This window comes from Daquilactobacillus linshuiensis (assembly GCF_052828685.1).
Genome location: NZ_CM128255.1, coordinates 1,297,487 through 1,322,373, shown reverse-complemented (window position 1 = coordinate 1,322,373; position 24,887 = coordinate 1,297,487). Strand labels below are relative to the sequence as shown.

The window sequence follows — 24,887 nt, the reverse complement described above, 5'->3', positions numbered from 1 at the left end:
TTTTAAATTATTATCACTTAGAATTATTCAGTTAAGGATTTTTCCCATAAGTATTTTTGAAATAAATGCAAATAAAAAAACACCTTTAAGGTGTTTATCTACCAATATCATAATCGTCGTTATTCATTGCTTCAACATGTCCTAATAAATAACCATTACCAACTTGAGAAAAGAAATCGTGGTTGTTTGTTCCTGTTGAAATACCATTCATAACAATTGGATTGACGTCTTCAGCAGTATCTGGAAATAGTGGATTTTGTCCTAAGTTCATCAATGCTTTATTAGCATTGTATCTAAGGAAGGTTTTTACTTGATCAGTCCATCCTATAACATCATATAAACTCTCGGTATATTTTTCTTCATTTTCATAGAGCTGATATAAAAGATCATACATCCATTCTTGAAATCTCTTTTGTTCTTCATCTGAAAGTTCGTTAAATGCAACTTGAAATTTATATCCGATATAAGTTCCATGTACTGATTCGTCGCGAATAATTAGCTTAATAATTTCAGCAACGTTTGCGAGTTTATTGTTTCCTAGGTAATAAAGTGGAGTATAAAATCCTGAATAGAATAGGAATGTTTCTAAAAATACACTTGCGACTTTTTTTTCAAGAGGTGAGCCCGTTTGATAAATTGTATTGATAATCTTAGCTTTTTTTTGAAGATATTCATTATGATTTGTCCAATCAAAAATTTCATCAATTTCTTCAACAGTGTTTAAAGTGCTAAAAATTGAAGAATAACTTTTTGCATGAACAGATTCCATGAATTGAATATTATTAAATACAGCAGTTTCTTCTTGAGTGCGTACATCTTTTTTTAATTGAGCCATTCCGTCTTGAGATTGTAAGGTATCAAGAAGTGTTAATCCTCCAAATACATGTCCTACTAAAGCATGCTCATCTTCACTTAATTCTCGCCAATCATCCATATCATTTGATAAAGGAATACGAGTATCTAGCCAAAATTGTTCCGTCAATTTTTCCCAAGTGGCTTTGTCTATTTTGTCTTCAATTTGATTCCAGTTTATAGCTTTATAATACATATCAGCCATTTTTTAAAATTCTCCTTTTAATTAAATAATGCAACTTTCACAGTCATTACTACCTACTTCATTGTCATCGTCTGTAAAGGTACGTACATAATATAATGATTTTATTCCCTTATAAAAGGCGTAGTTTCTTAAAATGTTAAGATCTCTAGTAGATTGTTTTTCATCAGTTTTCCATTCATAAAGGCCTTCAGGAATTGTTGATCTGATAAATAATGTCAAACTCATGCCTTGGTCAATATGTTGTTGAGCAGAAGCATAAATATCAATTACTTTACGCATATCTGTATCGTAGGCTGACTTATAGTACTTAATAGTTTCATTATCCAAAAATGGTGCTGGGAAATATAATTTACCATTTTTCTTTTCTTGTCTTTCTTCAACTAACCTTGTAATTGGCTGCAGACTAGCACTTGTATTGTTAATGTAAGATATTGATCCTGTAGGAGCTACTGCAAGACGGTTTTGGTTATATAGACCATATTTTTGAACTTTTGATTTAAGTTCTTCCCAATCTTTTGGTTCAGGAATGAAAATTCCATCAAATAATTCTTTAACTCTTTTTAATTTAGGTGAGAAGCTTTTTGATATATAAGTATCAAAATAAGTCCCATCCGCATATTTTGATTTGTCGAAATTATAAAAAGATTCATTGCGTTCTTTTGCTATATTATTACTTTCAACAAGAGTCCAATAGTTTAATAATAAGAAATATGTTCCAATAAATTCAATTGATTCTTCTGAACCATATTTAATATGATTCTTAGCTAGATATGTATGAAGACCAATGGCACCAAGGCCAATTGAATGACTCAATTCATTACCATGTTTAATCGAAGGTACAGCTGCAATGTTTGAAGCGTCGGAAACATACGTTAAAGCGCGTGTCATAGCGGCAACAGATTTTCCAAAATTAGGACTTTGCATCATATTTAAAATATTAGTTGATCCAAGATTACAACTTACATCAGTTCCAAGTTGTTCATATTCCTGAGCATCATTAAGAAATGATGGAATTTGTACTTGTTGGATTTCAGAACATAAGTTACTCATGATGATTTTTCCATCAATAGGATTGGCACGGTTTACAGTGTCTATATTCAAAATATAAGGATAGCCCGATTCTTGTTGTAACTTACTAATTTCATTTTCTAATTCACGAGCATTAATTTTATACTTTTTAATTTCGTCATTAGCAACCATGTTGTCATATTCAGCAGTTATATCAACATATGAAAAAGGCTCTCCATATATTCTTTCAACATCATATGGGCTAAATAGATACATTTCTTTATCTTCTCTGATTAATTCGTAATACTTATCAGGAACAATAACACCTAAAGACAAAGTTTTAACACGAATTTTTTCATCAGCGTTTTCTTTTTTTGCAGATAAAAACGAAATGATATCTGGATGAAAGACGTTTAAATAAACAGCTCCAGCTCCTTGTCTTTGACCGAGTTGGTTACTGTAACTAAAACTGTCTTCTAAAAGCTTCATAACAGGCAATACGCCACTTGAAGCACCTTTGATACCTTTGATAGATGAACCGGCTTCGCGAAGATTTGATAATGTAATTCCCACGCCTCCGCCAATACGAGAGAGCTGTAAAGCACTATTTATGCCTCTGCCGATACTATTCATGTCATCGGTAATTTGGATTAAGAAACAAGAAACAAATTCACCTCTACGTTTTCTACCAGCATTTAAAAAAGTTGGAGTAGCAGGTTGATAACGCTGCGAAATCATTTCATCAGATATTATTCTTGCTTGGTTTTCGTCACCATTTGCATACATAAGAGCATTGAATAATATACGCATTTCGTAATCTTCTAGGTAATACTCTTTATCATCAGTTTTTAAAATATATTGGTTGTATAATTTATAAGCAGCCATAAATGATTTAAACTCAAAATTTTGCTCTTTTAAATGATTGTATAAATCTTCCATAAAAGACATATTGTATTGGTCTACAATTTCCTTTTCAATATAGTCATTTTCTAATAGGTAGTTTATATGTTCATCAAAAGAAGAGAATTTTTTAGTATTTGGTTTGACGTTTTCTTCAAAAAAAGCTTTAATAGCGTCTTTGTCCTTATTTAAAGGGATTTTACCGTTTACTGGACGATTAATTTCGTTATTTAACTCAAAATATGAAACATTTTTAACATCTAGATTATTTAGCCCCAATTGTATTCACTACTTTCTTAAATTCTTCTACATCTCGGTCAGTTCCGTTAAATTCATATTCATATAATACAGGAATTTTTAATCCCTTAGCAATATCTCTTCCGGTATGATTGAATAGTTCATTGAAATTTCTATTGCCACTACCAACCACACCTTTAATATATTTCCTGTTTGATTTGTATCCAAGAAAATCTATTACAGAGTCCATCATTTCATCGTCGTATGAAGGTACTACTAAAATAAAAGGCCGACCCATTTCGTAAAAAGGATCGGCATCGTTTATTTCGTATGCTTGTAATCCGGTTTTTTTAATAAACCGTCTAGTTTGTCCAGTCACTGAATAATAAGCAATGTTTGGCATACTTAATCAACGAGGTCCTTTAAAGCATCTGGTCTGAATCCAACAATTGGATCACTATCATTTGGCATTACGACGGGAACGCTTTGATAGCCTAGTCCTTTTAAGTAATCGATATATTCAGGTTCATTACTTACGTTAATTTCTCGAAAATTAATATCATGCTCTGTCAAATATCTCTTAGTCATTTTACATTGCATGCAGTTATTTTTGCTATATACAACAATATTATCCATATCTCTCACTTCCTAATATATTAAATTGAAATTTATATAATTAGTATACGGCTTCTACAATAAAACACAATATATTGTGTTTTATTTTTTTTATAATACATTATAGTGTGTCCTTTTAATTCAATAATAATAAGGGATTTGCTAAAAATATTAAATTTTGTAAATTGTTAGTTTCATTACTTGATTGAAAAAGATTAAATTATGAAGATTGTATTCAACTAAATTTAAAGGAATATGTTAAAATTTATTATAAGTTTTTAAGAGGAGATATTTATGAGTTTAAGTTGGAATTTAGTTGGAATAGCAGCTTGGATTATACTAATAATTTGGTTTGTATTTACTATTCACGATATAAGACGTAGACACTTAAAGATGATAGTTGTTGAGAAAAAGAAATTTTCTATATTAGGTACAACTATTGACTTTGTTGAGGTTTTGATTTTAATTGTTGGATTTGGTTTTATGAATTCAACAACTTTTTTAAATCATGCAAACATAAATGATAATAGTAAAGTTAGCATAACTTATAAATATGAACCATTGGTAATTCAAACAAATGGTGACATTGGATTTTATGTAAAAAAAGAAACTAATGAAAAAACATCTACAGATGAATACACATATTGGGAAAAAAGTGCAAAATATAAAGTTTCTAGTAAAAATGCATTTATCGTTAGTGAAACTAAAAATTTAAAAAATACAATTGATAACTATCCATGGAATAAGGAAGCTTTGATAAAAGCTGATAAAGAAAACCAAGGAGCTTTTGTAGCAAAAATTACAAGTAGATATAAAAATACTTTTATTAATGGATTGGGCATGCATGCAGGTAAAAAAGCTGATGAATTTAGAATTATTAAAGTTCCAGCTGAAAATTTTGTAATTGAAAAATAAAAAGCGACTCATTGAGTCGCTTTTTATTTACTAGGTTTTAGTTTTTCTATATTTACTACGATTTTATTATTTAATTCAGCAACATTTTGATCATCTGCTGGATCATTGCTGACAATTTCTAATAATGCAGAATGTTCATAGATTTTTTCAACTTTTCCTACAAATGGATGATCCATGTCTTCGTCAACTTTACCTTTAACAAAATCATCAACTTTTAAGTCTTCAATTTTCATAATTAACACTTCCTATATTTTGAGTAAAAACAGTAACAATATACTACTATATATTAAAGATATTTACAATTTATTGTGGTTTTGATACATAAAGGAGAAAAAAACTTTATAATAATAACAATTAATTTAAAGGAGATTAAATTAACATGGTATGTCCAAACTGTAGTCATCCAATAGAACCAGGACAAAAATTCTGTCCTAATTGTGGATTTCAATTAATTAATCAAGAAGCAAGAAAAAGAACACAACATAATATTGCTAATGAAAATGAGAATAATGTATTTCTAAATTACGCAAAAAATAATTTTGTTTTATTAACGTTATTAATATTAATTGATTGTCTATTATTCTGGTGGAAAATTCTTTTTGGTGGAATATTTCTTGCTTTGATAATTCTAATTTATTACTTGCGAGCTACCGCAATTAATGGAAATCAAGAAAAAATTGAGAAGAAATTACGTAATTTAAATAATAGTAGGAAGAACAAAAATTCTGCTACTGCTAATGAAGAAGTGACTGGTAGAAAAATAAAATTTTCCAAGCCTTCTAATTTAGTTATTTTACTTATTAGTACATTAGTCACTATCGCATCAAGTTTTGTGGGGAATTTTATTAGAATAGATGCACAAACCACAAATTATAATACAAGTACGCCTTTAAGTTTATATGATGCACTTAATTTAGGTGGGGTGGCAACCAAGTTATCAAATGCATTTGGAGTTCAAATTGATATACAGGGTGTGTTACTAATTGCCTTTTATATATTAGTGTTAATTCCTATCTTAGTAATTGTTTTAACATTTTTAGGAGGAAGATTTTTAAGAACATTGTTAAGTTTTATTTCTTTTATAGTCTATACTGGAGCATTGATCTTTATATACTACGAAACGTCGAAATTAAAATTAGTAGGATATAATTTAGGATTAACTCCAGGAGTAATGTTCTTTGTTATTATTATTTCAACATTTGTAATGACAATATATTCATCAAGAGTAAAAAAAGCTGATTAATCAGCTTTTTTATTTTCTTTTAAAAGTGATAATATAATTAAATATAAAATTTAAGGAAATAAAAAGTGGAAAACAAATATTTAATTGTAATAACTGGTGCAAGCGGTGCCGGTAAATCATCGCTTGCAAAGGTGTTAAAAGAAGAACTAAATATACAACCTGTAATAACACATACAACTAGACAACCTCGCGAATATGAAAAAGATGGAGTTGACTATTATTTTGAGACTGAAACTTCTTTTTTTAAAAATCATCTACTAGAAGATGTACAGTACGGAAGTTATCGTTATGGTTCTTCTGAGGAAGGATTAAAAAGAGCATGGGAAAAAAATGATGTTGTTTCAATTGTTGTAGAAACAAAAGGGGCAGCAACCTATCTAGATAAGTTCCCTCAAAATGTATTAGTAGTTTATATTGAAGTTGATTCTCTTGAAGAAATAAAAAAGAGATTACAAAAAAGAGGGGATAGTCCTCAAAAAATAGATCAACGAATAAAAAGCGAGGAATTTTTAAGAGATATGAAAATTCCAGAATATCTTAAAAACAGGATTTTTGAAGTGAAAAATAATGATTTTGACGTAATGAAATCCGAAGTGATTCAATATTTGAAGTCTAAAATATATAAATAAAAAGTATAGTAAAAAAAGTTTTTGTAACATTTCTGTAAAATTAAATTAATTTACTGTTAATTGTTTTAAATGAATATAATGGTATTCTATTTACCGTAGGTTAATTAATATAAATAAAAATTATAAAAACATAAATTATTTTAGGGAGAAATAAATTGAAAAAAAATATTTTAAAGAAAAGTATTATCGGTTTATCTGGGGTTGCACTTTTAAGTGTTGCTGCTAATGAAGTATCAGCTGCAACTGAAGGTGTAGTAAGTTATACAAAGGGTGCTACAACAGTTTGGTCAAGTACTGATAAAGGACAAAAAGTTAAATCATACTTAGGTCAAGGACAAAAAGTTTCTATTTCTTCACAAAAACAAGTTTTTGGTGAAAAATGGTACAACTTGGGAAACGATAACTGGGTTTCTGCAAAATACATTTCAACAAATGGTCAACAAGCTACAACAGAACAAACACAAGCTTCTTCACAAAAAGTAACAATCAATTATGCTAACGGTGCTGTTACATTGTGGACAGATGCTAACTCAGGTGTTGCAACAGGTAATTATGTATTCAACGGTCAAACAAAAGACGTTAAGAGTACAAAAACTGTAAATGGTTCAGTTTGGTATCAATTAGATAATGGATGGGTTCCAGCTGAATTTGTATCAACAAATGGAACATCTGCACAACCAGCTCCTGCTGCACCAGCAGCTAACACACAACAAGCACAACCAGCTGCCCCTGCAGCAAATAATACACAATCTAACAATGCACAACCAGCTGCTCCTGCAACAAGTGCTCCTAGCCATCCTGCATATAATGGTGCAAACACATATCCAGCAGGACAATGTACATGGTACGTTAAGAACCGTGCTTCATGGGTAGGTAATTATTGGGGAAATGCAGCTAACTGGGCAAACTCAGCTCGTGCTGCTGGATTCCTAGTAAATGGTACACCTGAAGTTGGATCAGTTGCCGTATTTGCACCTGGTGTTGCATACGCAAGTGCATATGGACACGTTGCATATGTTGAATCAGTAAATGGAAATGGTACAGTTACTATTTCTGAAGCAAACTTTGCTGGACAATCATATCACGTACGTACAGTTTCAATCGCCGGCGTACAATTTATTCACAGATAAAGATAAGTAGTAATCATTACTTAAAGGACAACTCAAATGGGTTGTCCTTTTTAATTTCTATAAAAAACTCGAACATTTTAAAAGGGTTTTATAACAAATGTTCATAGATTGGTTGTTGATTAGTCGTATTAGTGATAATATAGGTATACTAATTTTAAATACACGGATGATTGGAGAAATAATGGAAGTAAGAAGTAAAAATGTATCTGTAATAAAAAATGCAATTCTAGGTTTTCAACATTTATTGGCAATGTATTCAGGTGACATATTAATTCCACTTTTGGTTGGGGCTTCATTAGGATTTAATTCTAAGCAAATGACTTATTTGATATCGGTAGATATTTTTATGTGTGGAGTGGCAACACTACTTCAGTTAAAAAGAACTCCTTTAACAGGAATTGGATTACCTGTTGTTTTAGGGTCTGCAGTAGAGTACGTTACACCTTTACAGAATATAGGTAAAAATCATGGCATTGCATATATGTATGGTGCAATTATTATAACTGGAATTTGTATTTTTCTAATTGCCGGAATTTTTTCTAAACTTAAAAGATTTTTTCCAACAATTGTAACTGGGTCACTAATTACGTTGATAGGATTTACTTTGATTCCAGTTGCTTTTCAAAATATTGGTGGAGGAAATATTGAAGCTAAGAATTTTGGAAGTCCAACTAATTTGTTACTTGGTTTTAGCACAACTTTAATTATTATATTGATTAATATATTTGGACGTGGATTTTTAAAACAAGTATCTATTTTAATTGGAATTGTGGTTATGAGTTTGGTTGCTTTGGCAATGGGTAAAATTGGGTTGAGCACTGTAGGCTCGGCTCATTGGTTCCAAATTCCGCAACCATTTTATTTTTCTACTCCTAAATTTGAATGGTCATCTGTTTTAATAATGCTTCTTGCAGCATTAACATGTATGATTGAATCTACTGGTGTTTTTTTTGCATTATCAGAAATTACTCATCAAGAATTAAGTGAATATGACTTAAAAAAAGGCTATAGGTCAGAAGGACTTGCCGCAATTTTTGGTGGTATATTTAATACTTTTCCTTATTCAACTTTTTCTCAAAATGTAGGAGTAGTCGAATTATCTGGGATTAAGAATGTAATTCCTGTATTCTACTCTGCTATAATGTTAATGATTCTTGGCTTAATTCCTAAATTTGGTGCAATAGCAACGCTTATACCAACGTCAGTTCTTGGAGGAGCGATGCTTGTTATGTTCGGAATTGTCGGAGCTGAAGGTATAAAAATGTTAAGTAATGTTAAAATGACGAGTAATAACTTGTTAATAATTGGTATATCAATCGGAATGGGAATTGGTGTTACTGTTCAGCCGACTTTGCTACAATTCTTACCAACAACAGTTCAAACAATACTTAATAATGGATTGGTAGTTGGTAGTTTTACAGCTATTATTTTAAATCTATTTTTAAATGAAATTATGTCAAAAAAAGCAGCCTAAAATTATTAGACTGCTTTTATTTTATATTCGCAATTGAATCTTTAAATCCTCTTTTGTTACCACTCCAATAGAAATCTTCATACCAAAGAGAGCGATTATTTTGATCCAAGTTATTAATATTATTCATATCCTCATTTGCTAATTCAAAATCAAAAATATTAGAATTTTCAATTATTCTTTTTTCGTGTATAGATTTAGGAATAGGTAAAACTCGTTTTTGAATATCCCATCTTAATATTATTTGAGCGGGTGTTTTATGATATTTTTTTGCAAGGTTATTAATAACTGAATCTTTCAAAAGATCTCCACCGCCAAGAGGGGACCATGCTTCTAATTGAATGTTATGATTTAAACAGAATTTTAGTATATCTTTTTCCTGACAATGTGGGTGAAATTCCATTTGATTTATTACAGGGACTGTTTTGAAATTATTTAAAATTGTTGTTAATTTTTCAATATCAAAATTAGAAACACCGATTGCTCTTATTTTTCCTTGCTTATATAATTCTTCTAAAGCTCGATAGGTTTCTAAATATTTATCAAAAACAGGCCAATGTATCAAAAGTAAGTCAATGTAACTAGTCTGCAATCTTTTAAGTTGTTCATTAATACTATCTAATGTGGAATTGTAGCCTTGATCACCGTTAAAAACTTTTGTAGTTAAAAAAATATCTTCTCTTTTTAAATTGTTTTCTTTCAACGCTTCTGTAATACCTTGTCCAACACCAGCTTCATTACCGTATTGTTTGGCAGTATCAATTAATCTGTATCCATTTTTTACAGCTAATTTTACTGAATTAGTTGCATCTTTATTACTAGTTTTCCAAACTCCTAATCCTAAAACGGGAATTTCAATGCCATTATTTAAAGTAATTTTTGTATTTAAGTCCATAGTTCTTGACCTCCGATAGGTTAATTATAATATCATTTGACTATTTGGTATAGATATAAATGTGTTATTATTGTTGTAAATAATAAGGAAATTAGGAATTGGTATATACAATTATGGATAAAATCACAACAAAAGTTATACACGAATATTTTCCAAATAAAAATGATATTAAAACTGAAATAATTAATTTGTCTGCTATTTTAAATTTACCAAAAAGTACAGAAGAATTTGTTAGTGATATTCATGGAGAATATGATGCTTTTGCGCATATTTTTAGAAATGGTTCAGGAAATATCGCTCAAAAAATCAGTGAAAGATTTAAGAAGGAGTTAAGTGAAGTTCAACAAAAGGAATTATCATTTTTAGTTTATTACCCAAGTGAGATGATATCAAGACAACAAAAGAATAATAAAAATATTAGAAGATGGTATGAAGAAAATTTTTATTTTGTCATTGAATTATTAAAGGTGGTAAGTAGAAAGTATACTAGGTCAAAAGTTAGAAAAGCAATGAATAAAGATTTTATATACATAACAGAAGAATTATTATATACAAATGAAAATGATGTTAACAAAGATGAATATTACCATCAAATAATTGAAAATCTAATTGATTTAGAGATTTCTGACCAATTTATTATTGAGACTTGTCATACAATTCAAAAACTTGTGGTTGATAGATTGCATGTAATTGGTGATATATATGATCGTGGTCCACATCCTGATTTTATTGTTGAAAAATTAATGAAGCTTAAAAATGTTGATATTCAATGGGGAAATCATGATATCTTATGGATTGGTGGTGCTTCTGGATCTCCATTGTGTATTTGTAATTTAATTAGAATTAGTGCTAGATACAGTAATTTATCAATTTTGGAGGATAGTTACGGTATTAATCTAAGGCATTTATCTATGTTCGCCGATAAGAATTATCAATTAAATCCTGCATTCGAACCTAAAATTGATAAAGGACAAGAAGTTACAAAAGAAGAACTTAATCAAACAAATAAAATTCAACAAGCAATATCTATTATTCAATTTAAATTAGAGGGAAGAGCAATAAGGCGTCGTCCTGAGTTTAAAATGGATAATAGAAAAATGCTAGAAAAGATGAATAAGAAATTTAGTGAAATAGAGATTCAAGGTAACACTTACTCTATTAATAATGGATGTTTTCAAACTGTAGATCCCAACGACCCTTATAAATTAACTCAAGAGGAACAAGAAATAGTTGATGGTCTTGTTAATTCGTTTATATCTTCAAGCAAGTTAAGAAAACATATGGATTTTCTTGTTTCTAAGGGATCTATGTATTTAAAACACAATGGAAATTTATTATTACATGGATGTGTGCCTGTTGATTTAAATGGGGATTTTGAAAAATTAGAATTTAATGGGAAAAATTATTCAGGAAAAAAATTATTCGAATTTTTAGAAGATAATTTAAGAAATAGTTATGAAAATCCTCAATGCGTTAATGATATGGCTACCGATTTAATGTGGTATTTGTGGACGGGTTCTTTATCACCATTATTTGGAAAACAAGCTATGAAAACTTTTGAACGGTATTTTATTGATGATAAAAGTACGCATAAAGAGAACAAAAATTCTTATTATAAATTACGGCATGAAGAATGGTTCGTAGAAAAGATTTTACAAGAGTTTGACTTAGATAGTAAAAATGGACATGTTATAAATGGACATACGCCTGTAAAAAAAGGACATTCTCCAATAATGGCAAACAAAAAAATGTTTGTAATTGATGGTGGTATGTCAAAACCATACCAAAAAACAACTGGTATTGGAGGATATACTTTACTTTCTAATTCTTATGGGTTTCAGCTTGTGACGCATGAACCTTTTACAAATCGTGATCAAGCTATAAAAAATATGACAGATATTGTGTCTACTAAAAAAGTTATTGAAAAAGTTGATCATAGAATGAAAGTAGCAGATACAGATATAGGAAGATCAATTAAAGAAGAAATAAGTGAATTGAAAAAAATTTTGCAAGACTACTAAAAAAGACTTCGAAAAGAAGTCTTTTTTAGTAACTTTTTTGCATTGCCCATTTAGCAGAGTACTGTTTTCCGGAAACAATATCATATTGAATTAATTTGTAATCCTTTAGTAATTGCTTTTGGTTCTTAGAAAGTTGAGAATATTTTATGATTTTGTTCTTATCGTTTATAAAAACTTGAGCTCCGTTATAAGTGTTTTTTACTGTTGTATAAGGATCATTCATTGAAGCAGGCAAGGATTCGGTTATATCAGTCAACATTGCATAATAAGGAGTTACTTTAATATTTGCTTGTTTTAGTGCCAATGAAGAAAAAGAATAAGGTGAAATTAATTTATTGAATCTAATGTTATTTTTTGCTGATTTATTATTAAAAATAAAATAATCCGTTTGATGCAAGGAAACTGCATATTTTGACATTGAGTCACCAGAATAAATTCCTGGGAGATGATCTCCATACCAGACTAAAGTAATTGGACGATCAAGACTATCAAGATAATCTAGAAAAGACTTAGTAGCAGTGTCTGTATATTGAATTCTTTGAATATAATTATCTATTGCATCTTTATTATTGCCAATTGCTGATCCTGAGATATTAATCGTTTTACTGTAACTTTTTTTGTCAAAGGGTAAATGATTTTGCATGGTGGATAATTGAATAAACTGTGATTTGCTATTGTTGCTAGAAATTAATCTTTCAGTTTCTTTATATGCTGATTCATCTGAGATATAAGGACTTGCTGGAATTTTATCAGTATATTTCAATTTATCAGTACTACCTTGATGATAGAAGTGTTGAAATCCGAAGTCTTTAAAAACATCTTTGCGATTGTAAAGGCTAGCATTGTAAGGATGTATTGCAATTTTTTCATCAAATAGGTTTGTTATGTTAGGACTGTAATTTATGTTATCTACTAGTTGACTGTAAGGTGTGGGTAATGTGGGTGATAGCGCACTTAAATCAAGTCCTGTAAGAGATTGCCATTCCATATTAGCAGTTCCACCACCATATCCAGAAGATAACATTAAACCAGATGAATTGAGTTTCTTGGCATTTAAGATATTTGAAATTGGAGTATTATCCAACTTTAAATTGGGAACTCTACTTGGATCGCTAAAGCTTTCGCTCAACACAAAAATAAAAGTCTGATTTTTTTGCCATTCTTTTCTGGTTTTGTTGATAGATGCAGCGCGGACATCATATTTATTCATTATTTTATGAATATTTTTCTTAGAATAACCTGAAGGTTTTTTCATTACTGAAACATCTAAATTATTAATGAATTGTAGGAAGGGACCATTAATTCGAGCACCATTTTCTTGATTGAAAAATTTCTTTTGAATATTGAATAAGTCGAAAACTTTTGATGGTACTGATTGGGCATGATTGATAAATAACAATCCAAAAAGACTTGTAGTTAGTAAAACAATAGAAATAATTCTTTTTTTAAAGTTAAGTTTAATTTGATACTTCTTTTGATATTTTAATTGCAAAGTAAATGTAAAAATTACAAAAATAACCATAATTATAATACCTAAAATTATAATTATTGGATCTATCATATTTAAAATATCATTCGCGCTCTTTAGTGCACTCATGTCAGTTGGAAGAACAGGTTCATGTCGAAGTTGTATTTTTAAAAAAGTTGAAATTGTTAATAAAAGTTCAATTATAAAAATAAAGCCATATACGTACCAAAATCTATTGGTTAGTAAATACATCAGCAAAAAGAATGCAGTAAGTATGAAAGTAGATAAAAAAATAGCAGCTTGATAGTTTAAGAATAATTCAAAAATAGTACCGTGATTTGCTGCAAGTGCGACTAAACCCATTTGAATTAGAGTTATCACATAAAAAGATGCCATTACTATAAGAAGTCTTTTATTTTTTAAGAGTATTTGTTTAAATTTTGATACGTTAATAAAAAAATCATCTATTGAATTAAATTGTAGCTTTTGGTTAATTGATGTAAACAAAGCTGTATGTTCAAGCCACGTAAAGATAGTTGTCAAAATAAGTGAAATAATTATTAGAGTTAAAAATATCCGAAAGCAAAGTAACCATATATTATCATTTGAATTTTCACTAAAAATATTATTAATTTGATTGATATTTGAAGGAAGCATAGTTATTAGTGTGGATATAATTAAAAAATTAGAAGTAAAATCAGATGATAATTTTAATTTTTTATTTAACAATATGAATAGATATATTGACGCATAGACTGCAAAAAAAGAGTTTGAAACATTAAATCTATTTATTGTACTTAAGTCATTATGAGTATTTTTTGATATGAGAAACATTAAAAAAGTAGATAAGGAATAAACAGAAATGGATATGAATGACTTTGTAAGAATTAGGTTTGTATTTATGAACTTTAATCTATTGATTGAGTAACCTAAAAGAACTAAGTAAGTGTTAAATAGTATCATTCCTCCTGCTTGAATCGACCAGATATCTTTTCCAAATAATGTCGGAGCAATAACAAATAAATAAGTAGAAATAAGTAATATTTGTTTTAGTTGATGATTTGAAATTTTTTGCAAAAAGTTAATAATAATCGGCATACTTATGAATATTAAAATAATCGATAAACCATAAGGATATGAATTTTGGCTAATCGGAAACAGAGTTGTCCAGAAGTATTTTAAAGTATTATTTTCACAAAGAAAAAAATTAACAATATTTGTTAATAAAGCTACTGAAAAATAAATGATAATATACTTACTGACTTTGTGAATAGTTTTTTTAAAATAAATATAATTAAAACCTAGATATAAAGGAATTAAATTCATTCCTAATATACTTATTCCTTTAATGATTGTATATATGATATAGTCACTGTGATCAGTTTTAGTTATGGAAGGAATGTTTAGTAATTGATTTAGAATTAATAAAATTCCTGCGATTATTAGGGGAAGGCTGGGGATTTTTTTTCTTTTCATATTTACCTCGTAAAAATAAAATAATGAAATTATTTTATCATAGTTAAAAGTAAATAAAAAAACCGATTCCTAAGAATCGGTTTTTGTTTAATCATTCAAGTTATATCTTAATTTCATATGTTCTGATCCAGAAATAACCATTTCACCAAGAAGTTTTGTTTGACGTTTGAAAGATTCATCAGCTAATTGTTTATTCGCCTTTGATAATAAAGAAATATCGGGGTTCTTGATAAATTCTTCATCAGTTGTATTTTGAATATTACGATAAGTACTCATTGCTTCAAGCTCAAATGTATTTCTCATATCGACATAAAAGTCGTAGTTAGTGTCTCCAAGTAGAGCAGTTGTACAACTTAGCCAGTACATATTATTCATATCAAAAGTACCAGTTGCATTTTTATAGCTTTCAGGAGTATCTTCTACATTGGCGTAGAAAGGAACAACAGAATTAAAAGTATTAGCACCATATGCTAACCAATGAATACCTGAGATTTCTTCAGGAACATTGTTTCTGATCTGTAGGATATGAACATTATGATTCCTATTAATTCCGATTGGGCGGAATAATGTTTTTTCATCTTCAGTACCATAACCGTAAGGATCAAATTCAGTATTTTCAAAATGAGAACTTAAAACAAATTTCACATCTTCAATAGAAATTTTGAAGTCAGCTCTACAAATAAATGGTTGGTCATGATCCATTGGATCTGTATCCATTTCAGGATTAAAATATTTTTGACCATACCAAGTTCTTGGGTTGTTATAAACAGTATCCTTAATAGTTGAACTACCAAAAATATGACGTAGATTATATCCTTGCATATCTGGATTTAAATTATATTTTTCAATTAAATCTTTTAAATCCTTTGAACATAGAGTATCGTCTGAGTCAAAGTCAAAATCATCGATATTCATGCGGTTTGGAGCAACAACATAAGCATCATCTGGAATACGAATAGCGGCCCAATGATGCCCACCAATAGTCTCTAACCACCAAACTTCTTCTTTATCAGAAAAAGCAATACCGTTAGGTTCGTAAGTTCCAAATTCTTCAAGCAATGATCCTAAACGCTCAACACCTTCTTTAGCGCTATGAATGTATGGTAGTACTAATGTTACTATATCTTCTTCACCAATACCGTTCTCTACATAAGGATCTACTCCCATAATACGTGAATTTGTAGTGATGGTTTCAGTAGCAGACATAGCAATGTTTTCACTGTTAATACCTGCTGCAGGCCAGATACCATTAGTTAAAATTGAATTAGGCATAGAAGTGTAACGTAATGGATTATCTGGAAGATTTATTTCTACTCCACTAATAACAGCTTTATAGTTTTTTGGTTGTTTATCTGGAGTTACAACAACAAAACGTTGAGGATCAAGAGCTTCATGACCATCGTCATTTCTTGAAATGATTGTAGAACCATCGATTGATGCTTTCTTACCAACTAAAATAGTAGTACATGAACCTTGAATTTTTTTATTCATTATTAGCTCCTTTATTAATAAGTATTTAATGTTAGTATAACTCTAATTTATGATTTTTTAAGGAAATAGCACATTTAATTATTTTTTGACAAAAGTTATAATTGTTATTAATTAAATATAATAAAAGTGTTGACATTGTGATTTTAGTAACTATAATATAGTTATATCTTTAATTAAAATATTTCTAATATTTGAAAGGTATAACTATTTCCCCCCGATATTTGCGAATGAATATATTCGTATATAGATAAATTCCCCTTTAAAAAAAGTTATGGTTATTAGCCATAACTTTTTTAATTTTTGCTAGTTTTTGTAGAGAAAAATAATCCAATCAGTAAGAAAAATAATAAAATGATAAAGAAGTGAATACCGACACTATATGTGTTATCTAAGGTATTTATATTTATTCCCATCAAAGTTACTTTATTAAATCCAATACCTGAAAAAACATTATTCAATCTATCAGCAAAAGAATTATCCTGAATTTCAATAAGAGTATCTACTATAAGTAGTACTACCCAACTTAAAAATGAAATAATTAGTGGTATGTATTTTTTCATAATAACCTCATAATAATATATTTTTGTTAATTATATATAAAAAATATAATAAGAGCAATTTTACAATAATTTTTAATAAAAATAATAGATTAAAAAAGTTGAATTAGTTTTTAACTAATTCAACTTTTATTTATTTAGTAAATTCACTATAAGCGTCTTTATCTAAAACATAATCTATTTCACCAATATATTCAACAACATCTTGATGTGGTGCAAAGGGATGTTTAAATCTATATAAACCATCATCATTATCAAGGCCCCAAACACCACCCATATCATAGCGCTTTTTACCTGTTTCAGTAGACCATTCTATCATTTCATGTTGTAAGAAATATGGAATCATTAGACTGTTTTGCACACGCATAGAGCCGCCATACATATGCCAAACCTTATCTCCATAATTAAACGCCATTGCAGATGCTTGAAGCTTACCTTCATACCTGGCAATAAAGATTTTCATTATTCCTGTACCATGAAATACTTCGACCATTCTTTGGAAATATTCAATGGGGCGATAAGTAATGCCATGAATATCACTCATTGTTTTATACGCAGTGTAAAAGTCTTCAATATCTGACATATCATCTGATGATGTCACTTCTACGCCACTTTTCATAGATTTTCTAATTTTGGTTCTTGTTTTACCAGTCATGTTTGCCATTACTTCATCTATATTTTTGTCAGCAACGTCAACAACAATATTATAAAGAGGTTGAATTGTATCATGGGCTTTTGTCATGTTGCGATTACGTGTAATGTAGCCATGCTCTTGGAACTTAGCGTCTAGCTCTTCTGAAAAAGGAATTTCAGGATCAAAACGTAGTAAGAAAACATCTTGAGCTTTTAATTCTTCTAGACCTTCTTGAACTAAAGCATCAATAGTATCAACATCACTAGGATCACAAACAGGTCCCTTTGAACAATATGCAAATTTTTTCCCAGTTTGATTTTTAATCATCAAAATAGACATGGCAGCAGTTATTTCACCATCTTTTTCGAGATAAACGTACATAGGTTCCCAGTTATTTTTTACATGTGACCAACCAACATCTTGTGTTACAGATGTGTATGGAGCATTTCTAACAAATTCTTCGTATTTTTTTAATTCTTCATTATTATTTAAATCAACAATTGGCATATCAAATCTCCATCTTTAATAAAAATTATTACTGATTATTATAACATAGGAAGAAAGTGGTGAAATTTAGCTTAATAAATTTATTAGATTATATAAATTTCATGTTAAAAAACTATTGATTATATGTAATAGTACTGTGAAAATAAAACTATAAATTAAACAAGGAGTATAGAATATATCATGACTAAAAATATAAGTTTAGGATTAGATATTGGAGTTAGCTCTGTGGGGTTTTCAGTAATTGATGCTGACAAAGGGAAAATATTAGAACTAGGGGTTAGATTATTTAACGCTTCCGTATCCGCAGAAAACCAAACAAGAAGAGATAGACGTGGAACAAGAAGATTAACTAATAGAAAGCAACAAAGAAGAAGAGATGTTACCAGACTTTTTGAAGATGTTGGACTTATAACAAAAAATGATAAATATGATAGAACTGATAAAAGATATGAATACTACAAAGAATATAATAATTCTTTGAATCCGTACGAATTACGCGTTAGAGGATTAAATGAAAAATTAACAAAAAAAGAAATTGCTAAAGCTCTTTACCATATTGTAAAAAGGCGCGGAATTAGTTTTGATTTACGTGATGCAGATGCCGACTTTGGGGGAAATGATTATTCTAGTAGTTTGCAAAAAAACAATATAGAACTTAAGGAAAAATATCCAGCAGAGATACAATTAAGTAGGTTAGAGAACCTGCATAAAGTCAGGGGAATTGTAACTGATAGTGAGAATGAAGATAATTTATTAAATGTTTTTCCAACTAAAGCTTTTGTTTCAGAAGCAAAGAAAATTATAGAGACACAAAGGAAATATTATCCTGAAGTTATAACAGAAGAGTTTGAAGAAAAATATTTAGAAATCTTAACTAGAAAACGTGATTATTTTGTAGGTCCTGGTAGTGAAAAATCCAGAACTAATTATGGAATTTATAGAGAAGATGGTAAAACTTTAGATAATTTATTTGAAGAATTAATCGGACATGACAAAGTTTTTCCTGATCAATTAAGAGCATCAGGAGCATCATATACAGCTCAAGTATTCAATGTTTTAAATGATTTGAATAACCTTACAATTGCCAATCATGAAGATGGTAAGTTAACAACTGATGAAAAAGAAAAAATTATTGAAGAGCTAAAAACGACTACAAAAACAGTTCAAATGATTAAACTGATTAAAAAAATTGCCAATTGTGAAGAGGATGATATTAAAGGATATCGAAAAGATCCTAAGACTGACAAGCCTGACATTCATTCAATGAATATTTATAGAAAAGTTCATAAACTATTTTTTAAAAATGATATTGATGTGACAAAATGGCCAATTGAATTTTGGGATAAATTAAGTTTTATACTTACTTTAAATACAGAAAATGGAGAAATCAGAAAACAATTAGAAAATAGACTAACTCCGGAGTTTAAGTTTTTGGATGATCAATTAATTCAATTTATTATTGATAATAAATCCAGTTTTGATATTACAAGTAATAAAAAATGGCATCGTTTTTCACTTAAAACAATGAATAAACTAATTCCTGAAATGATACAAAATCCTGTAGAACAAATGACCGCTTTAAGTAATTTAGGACTTTTGAAACATGACGGAATGGACTTTAGTAGTTATAAATACTTACCTTATAATAAATTAACAAATGAAATATTTAATCCTGTTGTGGCTAAGTCAGTTCGTGAAGCACTAAAAATAGTTAATGAGGTAATGAAGAAATACGGATCAATAGAGTATTTAATTGTGGAAATGCCTCGTGATAAAAATGCTGATGAAGAAAAAAAGAATATAGCGGATAGACAAAAAGAAAATGCAAAAAGAAAAGATGCTGCTATGGTTGCATTTTATGATGACGCCAATAGTTCTAGTTTAGTTGATAAAGCATTAAAAGAATATCGTGGAAAAATGAATATGATGATTCGTCTTTGGTATGAACAAGACGGGCACAGTTACTATTCAGGAAAGAAAATTACTGCTGATGAAATAATAAGCAATCCAGGTAATTTTGAAATAGACCATATTATTCCTCAGTCAATCTCTTTTGACGACAGTTTTAACAATAAAACATTATGTTATAAGTCTGAAAACCAAGAAAAGGGACAGATGACACCTTACGAATCTATGAATAATGGAAATGGACAAAGTTTTGAACAATTAAAAGCCATGGTGTTAAAAAATAGTAAGATAGGTCCTGGGAAACGTGCTAACTACTTATTTGATGAGAATGTAAGTGATATTGATGTACGTAAAAGATTTATTGCAAGAAATTTGGTTGATACAAGTTATGCATCAAGAGTTGTTTTAAATAATTTACAAGATTTTTTCACTCAAAAACAAAAAGAAACAAAAATTTCTGTAGTTAGAGGAAAATTCACATCTAATTTACGATCAAGATGGAAGATTAATAAGACAAGAGATACTTATCATCACCATGCTGTGGATGCGTCAATTATCGCTTCAACTCCGTTTTTAAATGTGTGGAAGAAAAGTAATTCATCAATTATTCCAACTACTGTTAAAGAAAATGTAGTAGATGTTGAAACTGGAGAAATATTAGATAAAAAAGAATTTGAATATGGTTTATATGAAGAACCTTATAAAGGATTCTTTAATGATATTAAAAATTCAGAAGATAGAATTAAGTTTTCACATCAAGTAGATAAAAAGATAAATAGAAAGATAAGTGACGAAACTATATATTCAACAAGAAAAACTCAGCTATCAAAAGATAAGGAAGAAGCTGATTATGTAATATCTAAAATTAAGGATATATATACAGTTGATGGGTATGAGAAATTTAAAAAAGTATACGAAAAAGATCCCGAAAAGTTTTTGATGTCAAAAATTGACCCAAAGACTTTTGAAAAAATTGAAAAAATATATAAAGAATATCCTAATACTGTTGAAACACAAGATCAGTCAGGAAAAGTTAAGACAGTTTCAGTTAGTCCGTTTGAACTATATAAGCAAAAACACGGATTAATTAAGAAAAGTGAAAAAGGTCCTTTTGTTAAGCAATTAAAATATTACGATAAGAAACTAGGCTCACATGTTGACATAACACCTAATAATGCACGTAATAAAAAAGTGGTTTTACAATCATTAAACCCTTGGAGAACAGATGTATATTTCAATCATGAAACAAATGAGTATGAAATTATGGGTATTAAATATGCAGACTTAAAATTTTATGATAAAGGGAATTATGGAATTAATAGAGAGAAATATAATTCAATAAAAGAATCTGAAGGCATATCTAAGGATTCGGAATTTATGTTTACTTTGTATAAAAAAGATAGAATTAAAGCACTCAATATTGACTTTGGAGAACAGATCGAAATGCTCCATTGGTCAAGATCGACGAACAATAAGGGATATGTAGAGCTAAAACCTATCGATTCGCAGGCTAATTTAAGAGAAGAATGGCCTATTTATGGGAAAAATAGAGTTGAAAAACAAATTATAAAACGTTTAGCACCAAAAGGATGCAAAATTTGGAAAGTTAATACTGATGTTTTAGGAAATCCATTCTATATAGAAAAAGAAGGAGATTTTCCTAAAGATATAATTGACTAATTATAAAATAATAGTAGAATAATAGGTGTAGGGTAGCTCCCTACAGTAGATTGTTTTACTATTGCTAAATCTTTAAGAATCTACAAAAATAAGGGTTTATCCCGGATTTCCCACTTATCTTTTTAGATGAGTGGGTTTTTTAATAACACTTTGTGAAAGGGGTTTCATAAATGGGTTGGAGAATGGTTCACATTAAAGAAGGAGATCTTTTAAAAGTCCGGTTGGATAATTTAGAGATACATAAATTAGATAATAAGGTATATATTCCGTTATCTGATATTAATATGGTTGTATTGGAAGGAAATAAAACAACGGTTACTACTAAGTTGTTGACCAGATTTAGTGAAAATAATATAGGACTAGTAATCTGTGATGATCGCTACCTACCAGCAGGAATATATTTACCATATGGACAATATCATCACATGTCAAAAAGAGTAATTGAACAATCAAATTGGACTCAAAAACAAAGAGATGTAATTTGGAAATCTGTAATAACTCAAAAAGTTAATAATCAAATAACATTTGCCCAAATGCTAGGTGTGGAACAAGATCGTCTAGAACTTATGAGAAGATTAGCTAATGAAATTGTAGATGGAGACAAAACAAATCGTGAGGGACATATTGCTAAAGTCTATTTTGACTCATTATATGGTAACTCTTTTACCAGAGATCAAGATATACTTGAAAACTATGCAATGAATTTTGGATATGCAATTATTCGATCATGTATGGCACGAACTGTTATAGGCAATGGGTTGATAACAATGTTAGGGATTTTTCATAAAAATGAATTTAATAGTTTTAATTTAGCAGATGATTTGATGGAACCTTTTAGACCATTAATGGATTATTGGATTCACAAAGTTGTTATGGATAAAAATGATTATCTTAGTTATGAATCTAGACTAAATATTATTGAATTTATGAATCAAAAGTTAGAAGTTAATGGTAAAAAAATGACGATTGATAATGCAATGCAAGAATTTGTAAAGTCTTTTTTGGCATCAATGGAAAATGAAAATACTGAGCTTTTGTTAAAAATAGATCTAAAAAAATTTATAGGTGATTAAGGATGAAATATCAAAAAATGAGAATTTTATGTATGTTCGATTTGCCAATGGATACAAGTGAAGAGAAAAGAAGATACGGAATATTTCGTAAAGCATTAATTAAAAATGGTTTTACAATGTTACAATATTCTGTTTACTGTAGGGCAATACCTAATAGATCGGCTGGTAAAAAATATGAAAGTTCAATTAAAAAATTCTTACCTGCAGGAGGAGAAGTTAGATTAGTCTCTGTTAGTGAAAAACAATTTGATGATATGAAATTGTTGGTTGGTAATCGCAGTAAACAAGAGGAATTAGTGGGGAATAGAAATCTGGTGATTATATGATTCTTAAAATTGAGTTAGAAGACAATCAATTTGTAGATTTTGATTTTGAAGATATATTATATGTTTCTGGATATAATCAAAATTTACTATGGAAACTTTATAGAAGTTTATATTTTTATTTTCAAAAAGCTCCAGAATTGACACAAAATATATATGGTGACAACGGCATAGAAGTATTACTCGATAATCAGAAGATATCCAGTAAACATAATAAAGTGTTTTTTATAGACAGTAGAAATAGTATCTATGAAGAAATGATTTATAAAAAAGGAAATATGATTTTTAATATTATCAATGAGATAAATGATGATATTTCTACAAATAGATTTATGGAAAAAATAAATGATGAAGTATATAAGTTGAATTTTTTAATTCAAGAGAAGCTAAACGTATTATCTGACAGTTTAACTTTTGATATACAAGATATTAACTTTTTAGAATTAATGAAAAACAATTTAGAAATAGGATATTTTAATAATGAAAAAAGCTATCCTTTAAGTTTTATGAGTACAGATGAATTAATTGATGAGTATTTAAAATTTCTTGAATATGAACTAAAAAGAACATCCGATACTTTTTGGGTTGTTACTTATAATTTAAGTAGCTATCTTTCAAAAAACAAACTAAAAGAATTTATTAATCAATTGAAAATACTAACTAAAAAATTTTCACTAAAAGTAATATACATAGGTAATGACTTGAATGACTTATATTTAGATTCTGAAGATATACGAGATATTGTCGTAGCCGCTGATAATTTTGAACAAATATTACCATTTGAAGAATTAAAAAGATCGATAACTAACAATTATCCTAATGAATTTGAACTAAAAAATGAAGACCTAGTTGAGTCATTTCGAAGAATAGTCCCATTTATAGGCAAAACTAAAGATGTTTACCTTTCTAATAAAGATTTGGTATTATTAAAAGTAGTAAATCATATTTTAAGTTTAGATAATATTAAATTATTAAAAAATGATGTACTAACCAGTGCAGAGACCGAATTTTTAGAGTCAAACGATTAAAATTTGATTCTAAATTTGAGGTTTTTGTACTCTTAAAGATTTAGCAATAGTAAAACATGTTTTCGGTCGTGATATAGTGGTGGAGGGTTTTTGTACTCTTAAAGATTTAGCAATAGTAAAACATTTACGATACCAAAATTAAACTCGAATTAGTTTTTGTACTCTTAAAGATTTAGCAATAGTAAAACTTGATAATTTTGAATCAGAATAACTAGAAGGTTTTTGTACTCTTAAAGATTTAGCAATAGTAAAACAAAAACCTATTGTATTAGATGCAAAAATTGGTTTTTGTACTCTTAAAGATTTAGCAATAGTAAAACCCGTTAAATTCGATACACCTTGGAACACAGGTTTTTGTACTCTTAAAGATTTAGCAATAGTAAAACATTAATTAACCTATTTTTAAACTTTGGAATGTTTTTGTACTCTTAAAGATTTAGCAATAGTAAAACTGATGTTTATTCAGATTTAATAACAAGTTCGTTTTTGTACTCTTAAAGATTTAGCAATAGTAAAACTTATGTATTTTCATTTAGCGTACTCCTCACGTTTTTGTACTCTTAAAGATTTAGCAATAGTAAAACAAGAATTATATAGTATGGGTCTTTTTATATGTTTTTG

The 24,887-nt window shown here is 28.8% G+C and carries 20 protein-coding genes and 1 CRISPR repeat array (1 of these 21 cut by a window edge); of the genes, 10 read left to right on the top strand and 10 right to left on the bottom strand.

From position 1 onward, the window contains the following. Positions 1-94 precede the first annotated feature (94 nt). The 4 genes from nrdF to nrdH are packed head-to-tail and all read right to left on the bottom strand — an operon-like array spanning position 95 to position 3,838. Entirely contained in the window at positions 95-1,057 is a 963-nt protein-coding gene (gene nrdF, locus ACUV9F_RS07140; protein WP_446183585.1) for a class 1b ribonucleoside-diphosphate reductase subunit beta, read from the bottom strand. A gap of 21 nt (positions 1,058-1,078) precedes the next feature. Further along, positions 1,079-3,244, bottom strand: a complete 2,166-nt coding sequence (gene nrdE / locus ACUV9F_RS07135; RefSeq protein ID WP_446183584.1) for a class 1b ribonucleoside-diphosphate reductase subunit alpha — start codon at positions 3,242-3,244, stop codon at positions 1,079-1,081. Further along, positions 3,231-3,605, bottom strand: a complete 375-nt coding sequence (gene nrdI, locus ACUV9F_RS07130; protein ID WP_446183583.1) for a class Ib ribonucleoside-diphosphate reductase assembly flavoprotein NrdI — start codon at positions 3,603-3,605, stop codon at positions 3,231-3,233. Before nrdI ends, nrdE begins: the two co-directional genes overlap by 14 nt. Positions 3,606-3,607: 2 nt before the next feature. Continuing rightward, positions 3,608-3,838, bottom strand: a complete 231-nt coding sequence (gene nrdH, locus ACUV9F_RS07125; protein ID WP_446183582.1) for a glutaredoxin-like protein NrdH — start codon at positions 3,836-3,838, stop codon at positions 3,608-3,610. A 273-nt stretch (positions 3,839-4,111) separates the two neighbouring features. On the opposite strand from nrdH, the gene ACUV9F_RS07120 reads away from it, so the two are divergent. After that, positions 4,112-4,732 carry an LVIS_2131 family protein gene (locus ACUV9F_RS07120; RefSeq protein ID WP_446183581.1) on the top strand — a complete coding sequence of 207 codons (621 nt, stop codon included), beginning with the start codon at positions 4,112-4,114 and terminating at the stop codon, positions 4,730-4,732. A gap of 23 nt (positions 4,733-4,755) precedes the next feature. On the opposite strand, the gene ACUV9F_RS07115 is transcribed toward ACUV9F_RS07120, so the two are convergent. Continuing rightward, positions 4,756-4,965 (bottom strand): DUF2187 domain-containing protein, encoded by a 210-nt coding sequence (locus ACUV9F_RS07115; protein WP_446183580.1) that lies wholly within the window; start codon positions 4,963-4,965, stop codon positions 4,756-4,758. 146 nt (positions 4,966-5,111) lie between these two features. Here ACUV9F_RS07115 and ACUV9F_RS07110 point away from each other — a divergent pair, with 146 nt between their 5' ends. The 4 genes from ACUV9F_RS07110 (at position 5,112) to ACUV9F_RS07095 (ending at position 9,208) form a co-directional block, all read left to right on the top strand. Next, positions 5,112-5,975, top strand: a complete 864-nt coding sequence (locus ACUV9F_RS07110) for a zinc-ribbon domain-containing protein (RefSeq protein WP_446183579.1) — start codon at positions 5,112-5,114, stop codon at positions 5,973-5,975. A 65-nt stretch (positions 5,976-6,040) separates the two neighbouring features. Continuing rightward, positions 6,041-6,604 (top strand): guanylate kinase, encoded by a 564-nt coding sequence (locus ACUV9F_RS07105; protein WP_446183578.1) that lies wholly within the window; start codon positions 6,041-6,043, stop codon positions 6,602-6,604. 155 nt (positions 6,605-6,759) lie between these two features. Then, a complete protein-coding gene (locus ACUV9F_RS07100; RefSeq protein ID WP_446183577.1) occupies positions 6,760-7,734 on the top strand; it encodes a CHAP domain-containing protein in 975 nt (324 codons plus the stop codon). A 181-nt stretch (positions 7,735-7,915) separates the two neighbouring features. Next, on the top strand, positions 7,916-9,208 hold the full coding sequence (locus ACUV9F_RS07095) for a nucleobase:cation symporter-2 family protein (protein WP_446184366.1): 1,293 nt from the start codon (positions 7,916-7,918) through the stop codon (positions 9,206-9,208). A gap of 16 nt (positions 9,209-9,224) precedes the next feature. Here the strand turns inward: ACUV9F_RS07095 and ACUV9F_RS07090 are convergent, their stop codons facing one another. Continuing rightward, complete coding sequence (locus ACUV9F_RS07090) at positions 9,225-10,100, bottom strand: aldo/keto reductase (protein WP_446183576.1); 876 nt, start codon at positions 10,098-10,100, stop codon at positions 9,225-9,227. Between the two features lie 113 nt (positions 10,101-10,213). On the opposite strand from ACUV9F_RS07090, the gene ACUV9F_RS07085 reads away from it, so the two are divergent. Beyond that, positions 10,214-12,121: a fructose-1,6-bisphosphatase gene (locus tag ACUV9F_RS07085; protein WP_446184365.1), complete on the top strand. Its 1,908-nt coding sequence runs from the start codon at positions 10,214-10,216 to the stop codon at positions 12,119-12,121. Between the two features lie 25 nt (positions 12,122-12,146). Here the strand turns inward: ACUV9F_RS07085 and ACUV9F_RS07080 are convergent, their stop codons facing one another. The 4 genes from ACUV9F_RS07080 to ACUV9F_RS07065 form a co-directional block, all read right to left on the bottom strand. Further along, positions 12,147-15,065 carry an LTA synthase family protein gene (locus ACUV9F_RS07080; protein WP_446183575.1) on the bottom strand — a complete coding sequence of 973 codons (2,919 nt, stop codon included), beginning with the start codon at positions 15,063-15,065 and terminating at the stop codon, positions 12,147-12,149. An 87-nt stretch (positions 15,066-15,152) separates the two neighbouring features. Then, positions 15,153-16,556: a C69 family dipeptidase gene (locus ACUV9F_RS07075; protein WP_446183574.1), complete on the bottom strand. Its 1,404-nt coding sequence runs from the start codon at positions 16,554-16,556 to the stop codon at positions 15,153-15,155. A 293-nt stretch (positions 16,557-16,849) separates the two neighbouring features. Then, positions 16,850-17,116 (bottom strand): hypothetical protein, encoded by a 267-nt coding sequence (locus ACUV9F_RS07070; RefSeq protein WP_446183573.1) that lies wholly within the window; start codon positions 17,114-17,116, stop codon positions 16,850-16,852. A 130-nt stretch (positions 17,117-17,246) separates the two neighbouring features. Then, entirely contained in the window at positions 17,247-18,254 is a 1,008-nt protein-coding gene (locus tag ACUV9F_RS07065; protein WP_446183572.1) for a lipid II:glycine glycyltransferase FemX, read from the bottom strand. A 180-nt stretch (positions 18,255-18,434) separates the two neighbouring features. Here ACUV9F_RS07065 and cas9 point away from each other — a divergent pair, with 180 nt between their 5' ends. From cas9 to csn2-St, 4 genes are all read left to right on the top strand, one after another. Beyond that, a complete protein-coding gene (cas9, locus tag ACUV9F_RS07060; RefSeq protein ID WP_446183571.1) occupies positions 18,435-21,842 on the top strand; it encodes a type II CRISPR RNA-guided endonuclease Cas9 in 3,408 nt (1,135 codons plus the stop codon). A 170-nt stretch (positions 21,843-22,012) separates the two neighbouring features. Continuing rightward, positions 22,013-22,915: a type II CRISPR-associated endonuclease Cas1 gene (cas1, locus tag ACUV9F_RS07055; protein WP_446183570.1), complete on the top strand. Its 903-nt coding sequence runs from the start codon at positions 22,013-22,015 to the stop codon at positions 22,913-22,915. 17 nt (positions 22,916-22,932) lie between these two features. Further along, on the top strand, positions 22,933-23,241 hold the full coding sequence (gene cas2 / locus ACUV9F_RS07050) for a CRISPR-associated endonuclease Cas2 (RefSeq protein ID WP_446183569.1): 309 nt from the start codon (positions 22,933-22,935) through the stop codon (positions 23,239-23,241). After that, positions 23,238-24,266 (top strand): CRISPR-associated protein Csn2-St, encoded by a 1,029-nt coding sequence (gene csn2-St, locus ACUV9F_RS07045; protein WP_446183568.1) that lies wholly within the window; start codon positions 23,238-23,240, stop codon positions 24,264-24,266. The genes cas2 and csn2-St overlap by 4 nt, the downstream gene beginning before the upstream one ends. A gap of 20 nt (positions 24,267-24,286) precedes the next feature. Then, positions 24,287-24,887: direct repeats of the CRISPR family, unit length 36 nt; unit sequence GTTTTTGTACTCTTAAAGATTTAGCAATAGTAAAAC (it continues 2,075 nt past the right edge of the window).